This window comes from Metapseudomonas otitidis (assembly GCF_011397855.1).
Taxonomy (GTDB): Bacteria; Pseudomonadota; Gammaproteobacteria; order Pseudomonadales; family Pseudomonadaceae; genus Metapseudomonas; species Metapseudomonas otitidis.
On the sequence record NZ_AP022642.1, the window covers coordinates 5,865,314 to 5,882,682 of the forward strand.

Here is a 17,369-nt window from a genome sequence, read left to right on the forward strand (position 1 = left end):
GGCCGGGCCTTACCACTGCGCCCGCAGCTGCGCGCGCACCGCCGAGGAGGCGGCGCGGTTCTCGGCGCCCAGGCGGTTGGACAGGTCGGTGCCGGTGCCGATGTCCGCCACGGCGCGCACCAGGCAGTCGCGCACCCGGTCGAGGTCGGCGGCGCCGGGGCTGTCGGGGTTATCCACAGCCAGGCGCTCCCAGAGCAGGCCGAGGGAGGCGTAGTTGTCCAGGTCGTAGGCCATGGGCGGCACCTTGGCCGCCAGGGCTTCCAGCTCGTCGACGCTGCGCAGGGTGATGCGCGCGGCAGCGGCCTTGCCCATGGCGTGGACCATCACCCCGGCATCGTCCAGGGCGATCAGCCGCTGGGCCTGGTACCCGTGGGCGAGAAAGGCGCCGGACATGGCCTTGCCCACCAGCAGGCCGATCACCGGGTGCCCGGCGAGGCGGGCACGGGCGTAGGCGTCCACCGCGCCGGCCAGGGCCTGGTGGATCCCCAAGGCTTCTTCGCGGCGGCCGTAGGCCTGGCTGGGCACGTCCACGACGGCCACCAGCACGCGCTTGTCGGCACGCCTGGCATCGGCCTGGATGGCGTCATCCACGGCCTTGGCCAGGCCCCAGCCTTCCAGCAGCCCCACCTCGCCGTTGCGGGCGCGGGGGAAGGGGTTGCGCGGGTCGGGCACCACGGCGATGAAGCGCGCGGCGCGGCTGCCCACCTCGCCGTCGATCACCTGCACCGAAGCGGGGAAGCCCGCCAGCGGGGTGCCGCCGGCCAGGCCGTGCAGCCAGTTCAGTCCTCGGCTCATTGCAGCTCTCCCTGGTAGAGGGCGCGCACCTGGGCGGCGTCCAGTTGGTCACAGTCCTCCCCCAGCCGGGCCAGGCGGGCGAGGAATTCGTCGGGGCGGCGGCAGCGCGGGGCGGCGGGTTCGCCGGCCGCCAAAAGGCCGGCCAGGGCCTCGCGCAGGGCCGCCACGTCATCGGCCACGTAGGCGTCGGCCAGCCCGCAGGCGTGGCGCTGTTCGCCACCGGTGAGGCTCCAGATGAAGGGCCGGTCGCGGGCGTCGTACTCCTCGATGCCGGCTTCCTGCTCGATCACCTGGGGGCCGTTGAGGCCCAGGCGCGCCTCGCGGGTCACCAGCAGGTGGCTGCACAGGCCGGCGGCGATGGACATGCCGCCGAAGCAGCCGACGGCCCCGGCGATCACGCCCACCACCGGCTGGTGCTGGCGCAGGGCGACGATGGCGGCCTGGATCTCGGCGATGGCGGCCAGGCCCAGGTTGGCTTCCTGCAGGCGCACGCCGCCAGTTTCCAGCAGCAGCACGGCGGCGGTGGGTATGCCCTGGCGGTTGTCTTCCACCGCCAGCTCCAGGGCGCCGGCAATCTTGGCGCCGCCGACCTCGCCCAGGCTGCCGCCCTGGAAGGCGCCCTCGATGGCGGCAATCACCAGGGGGCGGCTATCGAGGCTGCCCTTGGCCACCACCACGCCGTCATCGGCCTGGGGCACGATGCCCTGCTGCACCAGCCAGGGCGACATGACGCGATCGAAGGGGCCGAGCAGTTCGCGGAAGCTGCCGTCGTCCAGCAGCGCGCGGGCGCGCTGGCGGGCACCCAGTTCGACGAAGCTGCGGGCCGCCAGCAGGCGGGCGGTATCAGTCATGGGCCACCTCCTCCAGGGCCTGCTCCAGGCGCAGGCGCACCACCCCCGGCGTGGCGCCGAAGTCGTGGATGTCGATGTTCAGGGCCGGCAGCTGCTGGCCGGCGAAGAGGCGCTGGAACAGCTGCGTCCAGCGCGGGCCGCTGCCGTTCACCGAGGTGATCACCTGGATCGCCAGGGTGCCGGCACGGCCGGGCTCCAGCAGCACTTCCAGGTCGCCGGAGCCGACGCAGCCCACCAGGGCGCGGCCGCGAGCGGGTTGCCCGGCGGGGAATTCGAAGGTCAGGGTTTCCATGTCACAGGCTCCCGGCTTGATCGAGGAACAGGCAGGCGGCCAGCAGATCGGCGGCTCCGCCCGGGGATACGTTGAGGGCCAGCAGGCGCGCCTCCAGTGCGCGCAGCTGACGGCGCCCGGCGAGGCTGGCGGCGCCCCCGGCGGCGAGCACCGCGCGGGCACCGTCGCGGGTGGTCTGCAGCCCCTCCGGGCCGGCGCGCCAGAGCACGCAGGTGTCGGACAGCTCGGCCATGATCGCCAGCAGCGCATCGAGCCGGGCGTTCTGCTCGCCGGCTCCGGCCGCGCGGCTGCGCTGCAGCTGTGGCAGGCCGTGGTCGAGGGCGGCGGGGAAGCCCAGTTGTGCTTCTTCCCGCGCACCGCGCACACCGTAGCGACGGCACACCTCGGCCCCGTGGCTGCGCGGTGCGGGGGCGGCCGGGTCGTCGATCAGGGCGATGCGCGCGGCCCGCATGGCGATGGCGCGGGCGTCGCGGCTGTCGGGCTCCAGCGCCCAGGCCGCCACCAGCAGGCCGAGGGCCCAGATGGCCCCCCGGTGGGTGTTGACCCCGGCGGTGGTGGCGAGCATCGCCGCCTCGCCTTCGCGGCCGATGCGGCCCAGGGCTTCGCGCAGGGGCACGCCGACCTCGCCGTGCTGCAGGGCAGCCTCGGCCATCTGCCGGAAGCAGGGCCAGAGCGACAGCGCCGAGGCGTGCATCAGGCCCAGGTGCAGGTCGGTGTGGGCACCGCTGCCGCGCCGGTCCACCAGGCCCGGCTTGGGCGTGAGGTCGGCCTCGTCGATCAGGGCGTCCACCGCCCGGTCCGCCAGCCAGTCGGCCAGGGGCAGGTCGGCGTCGCGTAACGTGAGTGCGCTCATCACCAACTCCTGAAACGGGCGGGCGGGTTGTAGAGGCCGCCGGACCACTCCACCAGCTCGGCGATGCTCTTGGCGGCGAGCAGTTCGCGGCTGGCGTCGGTGCGGCGGATGCCGAGGTCCTCGGGCAGGGCAATCAGCCCTTCGCGGCGCATGCGCTCGGTGTCCCTGGGGTCGTGGCGCAGGCCGATGGCGGTGACCCCGGCGACGGCGGCGATCATGGCGCGGCGTTCCTCTTCGGAACGCGCCTTGTACAGGTAGGCGATGCCTTCCTCGGTGAGCAGGTGGGTGACGTCGTCGCCGTAGATCATGATCGGCGCCAGGGGCATGCCGGTCTTGCGGGCCACGTCGACGGCGTCGAGGGTCTCGACGAAGGTGGGTTTGCCGCCTTCCTGGAAGGTCTCGACCATCTGCACTACCAGCTTCTTGCCGCGCGCCAGCAGGGCCTCGGGTTCGGCGCGCATGTCCAGCCAGGCGGGGGTGGAGTGGCGCCGGCCGCGCGGGTCGTGGCCCATGTTCGGCGCACCGCCGAAGCCCGCCAGGCGGCCCCGGGTGACGGTGGAGGAATGGCCGTCGCCGTCCACCTGCAGGGTGGCGCCGATGAACAGGTCCACCGCGTACTGCCCGGCCAGCTGGCACAGCATGCGGTTGGAGCGCAGGGAGCCGTCGCGGCCGGTGAAGAACACGTCCGGGCGCTGGGCGATGTAGCCCTCCATGCCCAGCTCGGTGCCGAAGCAGTGCACGCTTTCCACCCAGCCGGTCTCGATGGCGGGGATCAGCGTCGGGTGCGGGTTGAGCGTCCAGTTGCGGCAGATCTTGCCTTTGAGGCCCAGGGACTCGCCGTAGGTGGGCAGGATCAGCTCGATGGCGGCGGTGTTGAAGCCGATGCCGTGGTTGAGGGACTGGACGTTGTGTTTCTCGTAGATGCCGCGGATCGCCATCATCGCCATCAGCACGTGCACCGGCTTGATGTGGCGCGGGTCGCGGGTGAACAGCGGCTCGATGTAGAAGGGCTTGTCGGCCACCACCACGAAGTCCACCCAGGAGGCGGGGATGTCCACGCGCGGCAGGTCGCGCACGTCGTCCACCAGCTGGTTGACCTGGGCGATGACGATGCCGTCGGAGAAGGCCGTTGGCTCCACCAGGGCCGGGGTGTCCTCAGTGCTGGGGCCGGTGTAGAGGTTGCCCTCGCGGTCGGCCATGAAGCCGGCCACCAGGGTGACGTTGGGGATCAGGTCCACCACCAGCCGCGAGTACAGCTCGATGTAGGTGTGGATGGCGCCGACTTCCAGCAGGCCGTCTTCCATCAGCTGGCCGATGCGCAGGCTCTGCGGGCCGGCGAAGGAGAAGTCCAGCTTGCGGGCGATGCCGCGCTCGAACAGGTCCAGGTGCTCGGCGCGGCTGACGCTGGGCATGATCATGTGCAGGTCGTGCAGGCGGCCGGGGTCGGCCTTGGCCAGGGCGCGGGAGAGGAAGTCCGCCTGCTTCTGGTTGTTGCCTTCGAGCACCACCCGGTCGCCGGGGGCGATCAGGGCCTCCAGCGCGGCGACGATGCGCTCGCCGGGCAGCACCGCGCCGTCGGCGAGGTGGTGCACGCGGTCGAGGCGGCGCTGCTTTTCCGCGCGCCGGCGCGACCACTGCGGCGGTGGGGAGATTGTCGTTGTCATTGGATGCTCCACGGGTTCCGCTGTCGTGGAGCGAACCTTAGGAGCGCGACCGGTGGGTCATCAATCAAGCCCGGCGGCGGATCGTTACGGCCAGATTAACGATCCGCTGCGGTGGGGGCCGGATGTAGGGCGGACCCCGCTTCACCGGTCCACCATGCGGAGTGGACCGGTACTCAGAACTCCAGGGTGCTGGAGAGCTGCACCAGGCGCGGGTCGCCGATGGAGACGTTGAAGTTGTTCACCGAGGAGCTGTAGTAGGTCTTGTCGAAGAGGTTCTTCACGTTGAGCTGGAGCTTGAGGCGCTTGTCGTTGCCCAGGGGCGTTTCGTAGCTGGCGAAGGCGTCGGCGACGGTGTAATGCGGCAGCTCGAAGGTGTTCTCGGCATCCCCCTCGCGGTCGCCGACGTAACGGCCCCCCAGGCCGGCACGCAGGCGGTCGCCGTCGAACAGCGGGCCGAAGTCATAGACGGCGGACAGCGAGGCGGTGTGACGGGCGACGTTCTGTAACGCGTTGCCCTTGAGCTTGGGGTCGCGGGTCACTTCGGCATCGGTGAAGGCGTAGGTGCCGATCAGGCTGAGGTTGTCGGTCAGTTGCCCGGTCACATCCAGTTCGATGCCCCGTGAGCGCACTTCACCAGCCCCGCTGGCGACGGTGTCGGATTTCCCGTCGATCGTCACGTTCTGGGTCACCAGGACGTTCTCCTTGACGATGTCGAACAGCGCCAGGGTGCCGGTGATGCGGCCGGGCATGTCCAGCTTGGCGCCGAGTTCCCAGCTCTTGCCCTCCTCCGGGGCGATGCCGTTGATGGACGCGGTGCCGGTCAGCGGCGCAATGGTGGAGTTGGGCTTGAACGACTCGGTGTAGCCGCCGTAGAGGGACAGCTCGTCGGTCATTTTGTAGACCAGGCCGACCCGGGGCACCCAGAGCTGGCCGTCGATGTCGGTGCTTTTCTTGAACGGGCGGCCCCGGCCGGCGAGCTGGTCGTAGAGCTGGTAGCGCGCACCGGCGATGAAGATCCACTGCTCGTTGAGGTGCACCGAGTCCTGGAAGAAGGCGGACTGGCTGACCACGCGGTCGGTCTGGTCGCTGTCGCCGGCGGCCACCGTGGTGGGCACCGGTACCTGGCCATACACCGGGTTCCAGGGGTTGAAGCCGAGGCTGGTGTTCTGGCGGATCAGGTCCTCGCGGAAGAACTTGCGGTACTCGTGGTCCACGCCCATCAGCAGGTCGTGCTGCATGCCGCCCAGCTGCACCTGGCCGTCCAGGTCGAAGGTGGCGAAGTGTTCGGTGCTCACCGCGCCCCGGGTGCCGTCCAGACGGCGCCGCAGCGTGCCGTTGGGGTTCTGGCTCTGCACCCGCGCCTGGTAATCGTCGTAGGTGTCGCGGTTGTAGCTGTAGGCGAAGTGGGCCTTCCAGGCCTCGTTCAGCTGGTGTTCGAGGTCGAGGATCATCAGGTCCGACCGGCCCTCGGTGACGTTGTAGGGCTCGTCCAGGCGGCGGGTGGCGGGCACCGCCAGGGGCTTGCCGTTGAGGAAGATGGTGCCGCGGTCGAAGGGGGTGCTGTACTCGCGGTGCTCGAAGCTGAGGTTCACCGTGGTGTCTTCGCCGTACCAGGCGAAGGACGGGGCGAAGGTCTTGTCGCGGCTGTGGCCGAAGTTGCGCCAGTAGTCGGCGTCGTCGTAGTCGGCGATCACCCGGTAGGCCAGGCCGGAATCCCCCAGCGGGCCGGTGACGTCGAGGGTGCCGCCGCTGCCGTCCTTGCCGTCGCCGTAGGTGGAGGCGCGCGCGGTGATGGCGCGGTAGGCCTGCAGTTGCGGCTTCTTGCTGATGACGTTGATCACCCCGCCCGGGTCGAGGATGCCGTAGAGCATCGAGGACGGGCCCTTGAGCACTTCCACGCGCTCGGCGCTGGCGGTGAGGTTGCGGCCCTGGATGGTGCGCATGCCGTCACGCAGGATCGAGCCGTCGCGGTTGTCGCCGAAGCCGCGCTTCATCACCGCGTCCAGGGTGCTGCCGAGGGTGTTGGCCTGGGTGATGCCGCTGACGTTGGCCAGGGCGTCGTCGAGGTTCTGTGGCTGCTGGTCCACCAGCGCCTGCGCCGGGACCACGGCCACCGCCTGGGGGATGTCCAGCAGCGGGGTGTCGCTGCGGGCCAGGCGGGTGGTGGGCGGTGGCTGGTAGCTGGCGGCGCTCTCCGCCTGGCGGGTGCCATCGACGTTCACCGCGCCCAGGTCGAGGGCGTCGGAGCTGGCCACCGGCACCAGCGTCAGGGTGCCCGGCGCCGCCTCGGTGAAGCTGAAGCCGCTGCCGGCCAGCAGGCGTGCCAGGGCCTGCTCGGCGCTCATACGGCCCTTCACGGCCGGCGCATTGCGCCCTTCCGGCAGGGCCTGGGTGTAGACCACCGCCAGCCCGGTGCTGCGGGTGAAGGCAGCCAGGGCCGGGGCCAGGGGCTGCGCCTCGATGGCGAAGACCTGCTCCCGCGCCAGCGCCGCCGGGGCCTCGGCCAGGGCCTGGGGCACCCAGGGTGCGCTCCCCAGGGCGAGCAGGGCCGAGACCAGTCCGAGGCGCTTGAAGGCGCCGCGCTGCAACCGCGATGAGCTGTGATTCATGTAAGGCGTACCCCTGGCTGTGGCTTCTCGTTGCGAATAAATCGCATTCCATCACCCCTACACGGATGCCGAGCGGGAACACCTCACCCCTGCCCTGAAGTTTTTTTCCACAGGCGGCAGGCGACGTCGGAGCGGCGCGGACGGTTTTCCACAGGCCACGGCGTTGCCATGACCGACAGGCGGGGGAGACGCGAGAAGGAAGGGCAGCGGAACGTGGCTGACAGCTCAGCGCAGGAGCATCACCCGGCCCAGCACTTCGTGGCGCTGGAAGCCGAGCACGGCGCCCAGGGCATCCACCACGGCGCGGGGGTCGTTGTTGGGGAAGCTGCCGCTGACCCGTTGCCCGGCGAGGTCGGTGTCCAGCAGCAGGATGCGGCCGGGGTAATAGCGGCCCAGTTCGTCGAGCACGTCGGCCAGCGGCGTCTTGTAGAAGGTCAGCCGGCCCTGGCGCCAGGCCAGCTGGGCCTCGGCATCCACCGGGTAGACCTCACCCCCGCGGCCGTCGAGGTAGCGCACCTGCTGGTTGGCGGTGAGCACCTGCTGCGGGGCATCCGCCCGGGCACGGACGCCCACCCGCCCCTGCTCCACGGTGACCCGTGCGCCGCCGAGCTGCAGGCGCACGCCGAAGCGGGTGCCCAGCACGCGCGCCTCGCCCCCGGCCGCTTCCACCACGAAGGGCGGCTCGCCATGGGTGACCTGGAAGTAGGCACCGCCCCGGTGCAGCACCACGTGGCGCTCATCGGCGCGGTAGTCGACGCTGAGGGCGCTGTCGGCATCCAGCACCACCCGGGAGCCGTCGGCCAGGGTGAGGGTGCGCACTTCCCCCGGCGCGGACACGTAGTCGGCGCCCAGGTCCTGCAAGCGGTCCAGCGGGTGCCAGCCGCCGGCCCACACCATCAGCACCAGGCTGGCGGCCATGGCCAGCACGCCACCCCAGCGGGCGCGCCGTTGCGAGGGCACGGAACGCGGCGCCAGGTACTGGCGCAGCTGGTCCGCCTCCTCGTCCGCCAGCAGCGCGGCGGCCGGCCAGGTGCGGCGCCAGAGCGCCTCGGCCTGGGCATAGGCATCGATGTGGCGGACGTCGGCGTAGAGCCAGCGCTCGAAGGCCTCGCGCTGGCCGGCGTCGGGATCGTCCTGCATGCGCCCCGCCCACAGCCAGGCCGCCTGTTCGACGGCGCTCTGGCGAGGGCTGGCCGCTGGCGGCCGCTGTGGATCGGGCTTCATCAGGTCGCGCTCCCGGGCGATGGGCCGGCGGAGGGCTCCGCCAGGCTGGCCTTGCAGGCCTCCAAGGCGCGCATCATATGTTTTTCCACCGCGCTCTGGGACAGCCCCATGGCCTGGGCGATCTCGCCGTAGGTGCGGCCGTGGATGCGGTTGAGCAGGAAGATGTGCCGGGTGCGTTCAGGCAGCGCACGCAGGGCTGCCTGCACGTGGCGCAGGTCGTGCCCGGCGGCCAGGGCCGCCTCCGGGTCGGTGGGCTCCGGCAGGTGCTGCTCGGCCAGCAGGCCGGCCTCGGTACGCGAGCGCGAACCCTCGCTGCGCAGGTGGTCGATGGCCATGTTGCGCGCGCTGCGCAGCAGGTAGGTGGCGAGGTCCTCCACCTGGGCGTCGGCGCGCCGCCAGAAGCGCAGGAACAGCTCCTGCACCAGGTCCGCCGCCGTGGCCCGGCAGCGCACCTGGCGATTCACCAGCGCCTCCATGCGCGAGCGCTCGGCGAGGAAGGTGCGCAGCAGCACCTCGCGCGGCGCGGCTTTCGCGCGCTCGGCCTCGGCAAGGGTCGGCGGGAGGGGCTGGTCGGGCATGGAGAAGCCGGCGGGGCCAGGAAGGGAGCGAGATGATAATGCTTATCAAATAGACCTGACTAGGGACGATCCCCCTGCCGCCGACCGGTGACTGCCTTTAAAATGGCCGCCCCATGGACGACACGACCCCACCCCGAATGGACAAACGCCTCACCACCCTAAGCAAGTACCTCAGCTACCTCCTGCGCCACCAGCCCGGCGCCATCGGCCTGACCCTGGACCGCGAAGGCTGGGCCGACCTCGACACCCTCATCCGCCTCGCCCGCGCCGCGGGCCAGGCCATCGACCGCGAGCAGGTGCTGGAGGTGGTGGCGAGCAACGACAAGAAGCGCTTCAGCCTCTCCGACGACGGCCAGCGCATCCGCGCCGCCCAGGGCCACACCGCCACCGGCGTGGCCATCGACTACGCCGAGCAGGTGCCGCCGGAGCACCTCTTCCACGGCACCGCCTCGCGCTTCATGGACGCCATCCGCGCCCAGGGCCTGCGCCCCGGCCGCCGCCACCATGTGCACCTCTCGGACCAGCGCGACACCGCCATCGCCGTCGGCACCCGCTACGGCCAGCCGGTGCTGCTGCGCATCGCCGCCGCACGCATGCACCAGGCCGGGCATCGTTTCTACCGGGCGGACAACGGCGTGTGGCTGGCCGATGCCGTGCCGCCGGCGTTCTTCGAGGTGGAGGATTGAGGGCCACGCCCCACCGCTCTGCCCCTCCGCCGGGGCAGTGAACGCGGTCGGGCAGGCTACAGGGCGCATCGGCCCCGCGTGGTCATAAAAAAGGCCGCCCGCCCCCTGCCTGAAGGCGGGCAGCCAATCCTTCAGCGAGCGGTGATCACCGCCAGCTTGGTGATCCCGGCCCGCTCGATGGAGGCCATGGCCTTGGCCACCGCGCCGTAGTCCACCTTGTCGTCGGCCTGCAGTTGCACCCGCAGCTCGGCGTCCTTGGCCTTGGCGGCCTCCAGGTTGGCCTGCAGCAGGTCGGGCTGGATCTCGTCCTTGTTGATGAACACCTTGCCCTCGCCATCGATGCTCACCACCAGCGGGTCCTTCTGGTCCGGCGGGGCGACGGCCTCGGTCTTGGGCAGGTTGATGGGGATGGCGTTGGTGAGCAGCGGCGCGGTGACGATGAACACCACCAGCAGCACCAGCATCACGTCCACCAGCGGGGTGACGTTGATCTCGGAAAGGACCTCGTCGCTGTCCTGGGTGGAGAAGGCCATGTCAGGACGCCTCCTTCACAGCGCCGGCCGCACGGGCCGGAGCGGGGCTGACGATCAGCCTGAAGGCGCTCTTCTGGGCCAGCAGGTAGAAGTCGTGGGCGAAGTCGTCGAGGTCGGCGGCGGTCAGCTTGAGGCTGCGTAGGAAGTAGTTGTAGACCAGCACCGCCGGCACCGCGACGGCGATGCCCACCCCGGTGGCGACGAGCGCCGCACCGATGGGGCCGGCCACGGTCTCCAGGCTGGCGGAGCCGGCCAGGCTGATGCCCTTGAGCGCCTCCATGATCCCCCACACGGTGCCGAACAGCCCGATGAAGGGCGACGTAGAGCCGATGGAGGCCACCACCGCCAGGCCCGACTCGAGGGCGCGGCGCTGACGCTGGATCTGCTGGCGCAGGGCGCGTTCGAGGCGGTCCTGGTGGTTGATCGCCTGGCTCAGGTCACCGGGCTGGCCACCGGGCACCTGCAGAGCAGCAAAGCCGGCGCGGGCCACATCGGCCACGGCCCCGCCATGGCCCTGCACCAGCTCGGCGGCGCTGTCCAGGCTGGTGGCGCTCCAGAAGCGCTTCTGGAACTGACGGTCGCGGTGCTTCAGGCGGGCGAACTGGATGGCCTTGACCAGGGCCAGGCCCCAGGTGACGACCGAGAAGCCGATGAGCAGCCAGATGACCAGGTGCTCGACGGAGCCGAAGGGGTTGCTGATTAGGTCCATGGTGCAGTCCTCACAGGGCGCAGGGCGCCGGTATTCAGTTCAGTTTGAAATCGATGGGCACGCTGACCCAGCCGTCCTGGGCCACGTCGCCGCGCTTGGCGGGGACGAAGGTCCAGCGCTTGACGGCCTTGACCGCCGCCTCGTCGAGCAGGTCGCGGCCGCTGCTCTTCTGCACCTGCACCTCGCTGGGCGAGCCGCTGGCCAGCACATGGACCCGCAGCAGCACCGTGCCTTCCCAGCCACGGCGCTGGGCGAAGGCGGGGTACTCCGGCGCCGGGTTGCGCAGGTAGCCGGCGTTGGCCGAGGGCGGCGTGACCGGAGCCGGAGCGGGCGGAGCCGGGGGTGCCGGCGGCGCGGGCGGGGCCTCGACCTTCGGCGGCGGTGGCGGAGCCTCCACCGGCTTGGGAGCCGGTTTCGGCGCGGGCTTGAGCACGGGTTTCGGCTTGGGCACCGGCTTGGGCGGCGGCGGTTTCACCGCCAGCTCCTCCACCACCGGCGGCGGCGGCTCGACGACCGGCGGCGGGGGTGGTGGCTCAGGGGGCGGCGGCTCCACCACGGGCGGGGCCGGTGTGGTGAATTCGATGGTCATCGGCGGCACCTGGGGCGGCACCTCGGGCAGCGGTGGCGTGGGCTTGCTGCTGACCCAGTAGAGGACGCCGGCATGCAGCACCAGGGCGAAGGCCCCCAGCAGCCACGCCTCGCGGCGACCGAGCACGCGGGCCTGGCCGCTGCGGAAGCGGGAGGCGGCCAGCGCCTGGCGCACCTGCACGCCCAGGTCGCGCACCTCACCCGGCGCGCGCACATCAGGCCTCGGCAGGCCACTTGCGCTGTCGGCCTTGAGGACATTGCCCATCGGCAGGACTCCTGGTTGAAGAAACCGGCCGGGGCCGGTGAACGAAAACGGGCGGCTGGGCCGCGTGAGGGCCGATCCAGAGCGGTCGGCCACGGCGGGAATGATTGGTTCGGACGCTTATCCCATAAAGTAATTTTTAATGATTTTGCAATTACTTTAAGGAATATAAATTCCTAACCAATTGATTAGTAAGGGGTTTTAAAACCGAATGCCTTGGCGGCATTGAAAATATGCCGGGAAGGCATCGAAAGACCGCGCAGGCGACGGTTTGAGATGAACGCCGTGTCGGGTGGACGTCGCTTTTCACACCCACCCGCGGTGTTGCAGGTGGCGCCAGCGGTGGACCGGTGAAGTAGGGCCCACGCCACCGATCCGCAGCCAGCCACAACGATGGGCTTCGCACAGCTCAGCCCATCCTACGGACGGAGCGGGCACGTAGGATGCGGTGAGCTCGGCGAACCGCATCGATGCGTGACAGCAGGGGCTCCCGTAGCCCGGGCTTCAGCCCGGGAAGCTGCACGGGATTCATCGAATACCCCCGAGCGAGTGGGAGCGGTTTCAACCGCGATGGGCGCAACCGCAGGAGCGAGCTCTGCTCGCGAAGCGTTAGCCCCGAGGTCGGAAGCGGGGGCCTCCCGGACTGAAGTCCGGGCTACGGCGGGGATCGGTAAAGTGGGTCCACGCCACCGATCCGCAGTCAGCCACAACGATGGGCTTCGCACAGCTCAGCCCATCCTACGGACGGAGCGGGCCAGTAGGATGCGGTGAGTTCGGCGAACCGCATCGATGCATGACAGGGGATGTAGGAGCGAGCTCTGCTCGCGAAACGTCAGCCCCAAGGTCGGGAGCGGGGCCTCCCGGACTGAAGTCCGGGCTACGGTGGGGATCGGTGAAGCGAGGTCCCTACCACCGATCCGCAGCCAGCCACAACGATGGGCTTCGCACAGCTCAGCCCATCCTACGGACGGAGCGGGTCGGTAGGATGCGGTGAGCTCGGCGAACCGCATCGATGCGTGACAGGGGTGCGGGGGTGGTTCAACCACGATGCAGGTGCTGATCGCGAACGAGACCGGGAAGCCGCCGGGCGACGAGCGTCGCCCTGCGGAGGGTGGCGGGGTCAGCCCTTGCGGGTGGTGCGGCTGCGCTGGCCGTCGATGCCCACCGGCACGTCACCGGCCAGGGTCACGCGGCGGACGATGCGCGGCTGGGTGTCGTAGTCGTCGACGGCGTAGTGCTGGGTGGAGCGGTTGTCCCAGATGGCCACGTCACCGGGCTGCCAGCGCCAGCGCACGGTGTTCTCCAGGCGCGTCACGTAGCCCTGGAGGACGGCGAAGATGTGCGCCGAGTCGGACTGGGACAGGCCCTTGAGGCGTTTGACGAAATGCCCCAGCAGCAGGCTGCGTTCGCCGCTGACGGGGTGCACGCGCACCACCGGGTGCTCGGTCTCGTAGACGGTGGAGGTGAACACCTTGCGGTACTCCTCCAGCTTTTCCACCGGGGCATTGGGGCGCACGCCGGCGTAGTCGTATTCGTTGCTGTGGATGGCCCAGAGCTTGTCGACCAGCTCGCGCAGTTCGCCCGGCAGGTCGTTGTAGGCGGTGGCGGTGTTGGCCCAGACGGTGTCGCCGCCGGCAGCCGGGGCCACCACGTTGCGCAGGATGGAGGCCTTGGGGTAGGCGTCGACGAAGGTCACGTCGGTGTGCCAGGAGTTGGCCCGCTGGCCTTCGGCGCCGTCGAGCTGCAGCAGGTAGCGGGTGCCTTCGCGCACCGGCACCGTGGGGTGGGCGACGGGGTCGCCGAGCAGCTTGGCGAAGGCCTCCTGGCCCTGGTCGTCGAGGTGCGTCTGCCCACGGAAGAAGATCACCTTGTGACGGACCAGGGCGGCCTGGATGGCGTCGACGGTGGCGGCGTCCAGCTCGGCGGAGAGGCGGATGCCACGGATCTCGGCGCCGATGCGTCCGGCGATGGGGTGGATGTCCAGCTGGATATCGGGCTGCTGGGTGGCCAGTGCTGCGTTGCTCATGGTGCGGTCCTCGCGTTGGGTGGGTGGTGCTGGGGGTCAGAAGTCGTAGCGCAGGGAGACGCCGGCGGTGCGCGGGGCGCCCACCGAGGCGGTGTAGGCGCCGTTCAGGTAGGCGAAGGCGCTCAGGTAGTAGTCGGTGTCGGTGGCGTTGCGCACCCAGATGGAGGCGTCCACCTGGCCGTCGCCCAGGTCGCGGCGCACGCCGGCCGAGAGGTTGACCAGGCCGTAGCCGTCGATCTTGGAAAGGTCGGAGTTGTCCAGGGTGCCTTCGGCCTCGGAGCGGTAGGCGTAGCTGGCGGTGAGGTAGGGCTCGATGCGGTTCTCCAGCTGCCACTTGTATTCGCCGCTGAGGTTGGCGATCCATTTCGAGGCGCCGACCACGCGCTCGCCGGTGAGGTCGCAGGTGGCCGGCGCGCCGGGAGCGGTGCTCACCTCGCCGGGGCACGGGGCGTCCTTGAAGCTGAGGTAGGTGACGTCGTTGTAGGAGCCGTTGAAGCGCAGGGTCAGCCCGCGCAGGGGCAGCGCGGTGGCCTCGAACTCCAGGCCGCGCGAGCGCACGCTGCCGGCGTTGGCCAGCACCTGCACGACGTTGGTGGAGCCCGGCGCCTGGTACAGGGTGGTGGCCTGGTAGCCGTGGATGCCGGTCCAGAACAGGTTGGCGTTGAGCTGCAGGCGGTTGTCCAGCAGGGTGCTCTTGAAGCCCAGCTCCGCGTCGTTGGCGCGCTCCGGCCCGACCACCAGGGAGTCGGCACCGGCCACCGGGGCCGAGCCCACCGCCAGGTTCACCCCGCCGGACTTCTCGCCATGGGCCAGGGAGGCGTAGCCCAGCAGGTCGTCGTCGAATTTGTAGGCCAGGTTCAGCAGGAAGGACGGTGCGGCGTTGTGCAGGCTGAGGTCGCCCGAGTCGTAGGCGCCCAGTTGCGCCGCGCGGATGGCGGCGGCCTGGCCGCTGACGGCAGCGCCGCCCACCGGGGCGAAACGCTCGACCTTGGCGTCCTTCTCCTCGTAGGTGCCGCGCAGGCCGGCGGTGAAGTCGAGGCGGTCGGTGAGGTGCCAGGTGCCCTGGGCGAACAGCGCGTAGCTGTCGGTCTCGATCTTGCCGTTGGCCTGGGTGCTGACGTTGTTGAAGGCGTTGAGGTTGGCACCGAGCAGGAACAGGTCGGCCCGAGACCCGTAGTCGGTGAAGGACTTGTTGCCGAGGTTCTGGTTGAACACGTAGGCACCGACCACATAGTCGAAGGCGCCGCCGGTGGGCGAGGCCAGGCGGATCTCCTGGGAGAACTGGCGGTCGTGCACTTCCACGCCGGTGTTGAGCAGCGCCGGTACGTTGAGGCTCTCGTCGTTGGCCGGGGTGAAGTGCCAGTAGCGGTAGGCACTGATGGAGGTGAGGGTGTAGCCGCCGGCGAGGTTCCAGTTGGCCTCCACCGAGCTGCCGCCCTGGTGCACGCTGACGTTCTGGCGGCCGTCGATGTTGACCTTCCTGTCGTCCGGGTCGCGCACCGGCGAGGCACCCGCCAGCGCCGCGCGCTGCCAGTAACGGGCCGGCGCGCCGTAGACCACCATGGTGCCGGTGCTGGAATCCTCCTCGTTGTAGTCGTTGATCCAGCGCAGGTTGAAGTCGTCGTTGGGCTTGAACAGCAGTTGCCCGCGCACGCCCTGGCGCTCGCCACCGTTGAGGTAATCACCGGTGTGGATGTTCTTGATGAAGCCGTCGTCGCGGGTGCGGTAGGCCGACAGGCGTGCGGCGAGGGTGTCGGTGAGGGCGCCGTTGACCGTGCCCTTGGCCTGGAAGTAGCCGTCCTGGCCGCCGGAGACCTCCACCGTGCGCTCGGGGCTGAAGGTGGGGGCGCGGGTGCTGATGTTGAGCACGCCGGCGGTGGTGTTCTTGCCGAACAGGGTGCCCTGGGGGCCACGCAGCAGCTCCAGCTGCTCGATGTCCAGCAGGTCGAACACGGCCATGCCCGGGCGACCGAGGTAGACGTTGTCGAGGTAGACCCCGGCGCTGCCTTCGAGGCCGTCGCTGGCCGGGTTGTTGCCAATGCCACGCACCGCGACGCTGGATTGCCGCGCATGGATGAACGCGACGTTGACGCTGGGTAGCACCTGCTGCAGGTCCTGCACCTTGTAGATGCGTTGGGCTTCGAGGTTTTCCCCGCCCAGGGTGGTGATCGGCGTGGGGACGTCCTGGGCGTTTTCCTCACGGCGACGGGCGGTGACGGTGACCTTCTGCAGGGCCACGTCCTCCTCGGCCTTCGGGTTGTCGGCAGGCCGCTCGGCGGCCCAGGCGGGGGCGCTGCCGAAGGCCAGCAGCAGGGCCAGGCTGGCGTCGAGGCGGCGCAGGGTGAAGGGCGGTCGCAAGGCGGTACGGCGGTTTCTCATGATCGGTTCCTTGGCATCGGGCCCGGCGCCGGGCCGAGCGGGGCCGCGTCACCCAGGCGGGCAACGGCAGCGCGGTGTTCAGGGAGTGCGGCGCGGCGCGGGGCGCTCAGCCGCTGGGACGGTGCCTCAGCGACACCCCATCCGGACGGACATGGGGCACGGGCACGGCGGCAAGGCGATGGGCATGGCAAGCGGTTTCATGGTGCAGGTCCCCCTCTGGGCTGGGCCATATGCTTATTCCATTTAAATCTTATTTATCTATTTAAGCTTCGTTGACGGAATAAGAGCCTGCATTTAAAACCAGCCCCCAGAGGCCGGCAAATGCCTTCGCCCTATATTTTCGATGCCGGAAGAGCATGTATGGACCTGCGCCAACTCCGTTACTTCGTCGCCCTGATCGAATACCGCAGCTTCGTCCGCGCGGCCGATGCCATGGGCATCACCCAGCCGGCCTTCAGCCGCAGCATCCAGGGCCTGGAGCAGGCGCTGGGCTGCCAGCTGGTGGACCGGGGCAACAAGGACCTGCGCCCCACACCGGAGGGCCAGGTGGTGCTGCAGCACGCGCTGCGCCTGGTGCAGGGCGCCAGCAACCTGGTGCACGAGATCAACCAGATGACCAAGCTGGACGCCGGCGAGCTGCACTTCGGCTGCGGCCCGGCGCCGGCGGCGAGCCTGGTGCCGGATGCGCTGGCAGCGTTCATCCGCCGCCATCCACGGGTGAATGCGCGCTTTGAGGTGAACAACTGGGAGACCCTGGGCCGTTTGCTGGCGCGGGAGGAGATCGAGTTCTTCATCGCCGACATCCGCCAGTTCGAGACCGATCCGAACTTCCAGACCCGCGAATTGAGCCCGCGCCGGGGGCGTTTCTTCTGCCGGACGGGGCATCCGCTGCTGGCCAAGGACAGCCTCTCCACCAACGACCTGTTCGACTACCCGCTGGCCGCCACGCGCTTGCCGGCGGGCGTGCGCAAGCTGCTGGCCGGCTTCAGCGGCAAGGCCGATTTCAGCCTCAACGTGGAATGCGAGCACGTGCCCGCGCTGGTGCAGGTGGTGAGCCAGACCGATGCGGTGGGCCTGGCCATGCTGGAAACCCTGGCGCCCCACCTGGAGCGCGGCGAGCTGGCGCTGCTGGGCTTTCGCAACCTGCCGGACAACCTGGACAGCCTCTCCGCCCGCTGCGGCATCGTCACCCGCACCGGCTACCGCCTCTCCCCCGCCGCGCGGGCGCTGATCGAGATCATCGTCGAGCGGGACCAGGCCGACGCGGCGCCAGAACGCCAGAGCGCCTGACGGACCCGGCCCGTGGGGGCACCTGTCGGT

The 17,369-nt window shown here is 70.1% G+C and carries 15 protein-coding genes; 2 read left to right on the forward strand and 13 right to left on the reverse strand.

Going from position 1 to position 17,369, the window contains the following annotated elements; genetic code table 11:
* Window positions 1-9 precede the first annotated feature (9 nt).
* From mdcE to PotMrB4_RS27180, 8 genes are all read right to left on the reverse strand, one after another.
* Window positions 10-795, reverse strand: coding sequence for a biotin-independent malonate decarboxylase subunit gamma (gene mdcE, locus PotMrB4_RS27145; protein ID WP_172434940.1), 786 nt, complete (start codon window positions 793-795; stop codon window positions 10-12).
* Complete coding sequence (locus PotMrB4_RS27150; protein WP_172434941.1) at window positions 792-1,646, reverse strand: biotin-independent malonate decarboxylase subunit beta; 855 nt, start codon at window positions 1,644-1,646, stop codon at window positions 792-794. Before PotMrB4_RS27150 ends, mdcE begins: the two co-directional genes overlap by 4 nt.
* Window positions 1,639-1,938 (reverse strand): malonate decarboxylase subunit delta, encoded by a 300-nt coding sequence (locus tag PotMrB4_RS27155; protein ID WP_044407138.1) that lies wholly within the window; start codon window positions 1,936-1,938, stop codon window positions 1,639-1,641. Before PotMrB4_RS27155 ends, PotMrB4_RS27150 begins: the two co-directional genes overlap by 8 nt.
* 1 nt (window position 1,939) lies before the next feature.
* On the reverse strand, window positions 1,940-2,791 hold the full coding sequence (locus PotMrB4_RS27160; protein ID WP_172434942.1) for a triphosphoribosyl-dephospho-CoA synthase: 852 nt from the start codon (window positions 2,789-2,791) through the stop codon (window positions 1,940-1,942).
* Window positions 2,791-4,455 carry a malonate decarboxylase subunit alpha gene (gene mdcA, locus PotMrB4_RS27165; RefSeq protein WP_172434943.1) on the reverse strand — a complete coding sequence of 555 codons (1,665 nt, stop codon included), beginning with the start codon at window positions 4,453-4,455 and terminating at the stop codon, window positions 2,791-2,793. The genes PotMrB4_RS27160 and mdcA overlap by 1 nt, the downstream gene beginning before the upstream one ends.
* A gap of 173 nt (window positions 4,456-4,628) precedes the next feature.
* Complete coding sequence (locus tag PotMrB4_RS27170; protein ID WP_172434944.1) at window positions 4,629-7,064, reverse strand: TonB-dependent siderophore receptor; 2,436 nt, start codon at window positions 7,062-7,064, stop codon at window positions 4,629-4,631.
* Between the two features lie 225 nt (window positions 7,065-7,289).
* Window positions 7,290-8,288, reverse strand: coding sequence for a FecR family protein (locus PotMrB4_RS27175; RefSeq protein ID WP_172434945.1), 999 nt, complete (start codon window positions 8,286-8,288; stop codon window positions 7,290-7,292).
* Window positions 8,288-8,866 carry an RNA polymerase sigma factor gene (locus tag PotMrB4_RS27180; RefSeq protein ID WP_160483145.1) on the reverse strand — a complete coding sequence of 193 codons (579 nt, stop codon included), beginning with the start codon at window positions 8,864-8,866 and terminating at the stop codon, window positions 8,288-8,290. Before PotMrB4_RS27180 ends, PotMrB4_RS27175 begins: the two co-directional genes overlap by 1 nt.
* A gap of 137 nt (window positions 8,867-9,003) precedes the next feature.
* Here PotMrB4_RS27180 and PotMrB4_RS27185 point away from each other — a divergent pair, with 137 nt between their 5' ends.
* Window positions 9,004-9,552 (forward strand): RNA 2'-phosphotransferase, encoded by a 549-nt coding sequence (locus tag PotMrB4_RS27185; protein ID WP_107330985.1) that lies wholly within the window; start codon window positions 9,004-9,006, stop codon window positions 9,550-9,552.
* A 131-nt stretch (window positions 9,553-9,683) separates the two neighbouring features.
* Here the strand turns inward: PotMrB4_RS27185 and PotMrB4_RS27190 are convergent, their stop codons facing one another.
* From PotMrB4_RS27190 to PotMrB4_RS27210, 5 genes are all read right to left on the reverse strand, one after another.
* Window positions 9,684-10,085: an ExbD/TolR family protein gene (locus PotMrB4_RS27190; RefSeq protein WP_044407112.1), complete on the reverse strand. Its 402-nt coding sequence runs from the start codon at window positions 10,083-10,085 to the stop codon at window positions 9,684-9,686.
* Between the two features lies 1 nt (window position 10,086).
* Window positions 10,087-10,794 (reverse strand): MotA/TolQ/ExbB proton channel family protein, encoded by a 708-nt coding sequence (locus tag PotMrB4_RS27195; protein ID WP_074972388.1) that lies wholly within the window; start codon window positions 10,792-10,794, stop codon window positions 10,087-10,089.
* A gap of 34 nt (window positions 10,795-10,828) precedes the next feature.
* Window positions 10,829-11,647, reverse strand: a complete 819-nt coding sequence (locus PotMrB4_RS27200; protein ID WP_172434946.1) for an energy transducer TonB — start codon at window positions 11,645-11,647, stop codon at window positions 10,829-10,831.
* A gap of 1,117 nt (window positions 11,648-12,764) precedes the next feature.
* Window positions 12,765-13,670: a TauD/TfdA dioxygenase family protein gene (locus PotMrB4_RS27205; RefSeq protein ID WP_172434947.1), complete on the reverse strand. Its 906-nt coding sequence runs from the start codon at window positions 13,668-13,670 to the stop codon at window positions 12,765-12,767.
* A 36-nt stretch (window positions 13,671-13,706) separates the two neighbouring features.
* The gene (locus tag PotMrB4_RS27210; RefSeq protein ID WP_172434948.1) at window positions 13,707-16,049 is read right to left on the reverse strand and encodes a TonB-dependent receptor; all 2,343 of its coding nucleotides are present in this window, start codon (window positions 16,047-16,049) and stop codon (window positions 13,707-13,709) included.
* Between the two features lie 360 nt (window positions 16,050-16,409).
* Here PotMrB4_RS27210 and PotMrB4_RS27215 point away from each other — a divergent pair, with 360 nt between their 5' ends.
* Entirely contained in the window at window positions 16,410-17,339 is a 930-nt protein-coding gene (locus PotMrB4_RS27215; protein WP_172434949.1) for a LysR family transcriptional regulator, read from the forward strand.
* Window positions 17,340-17,369 lie beyond the last annotated feature (30 nt).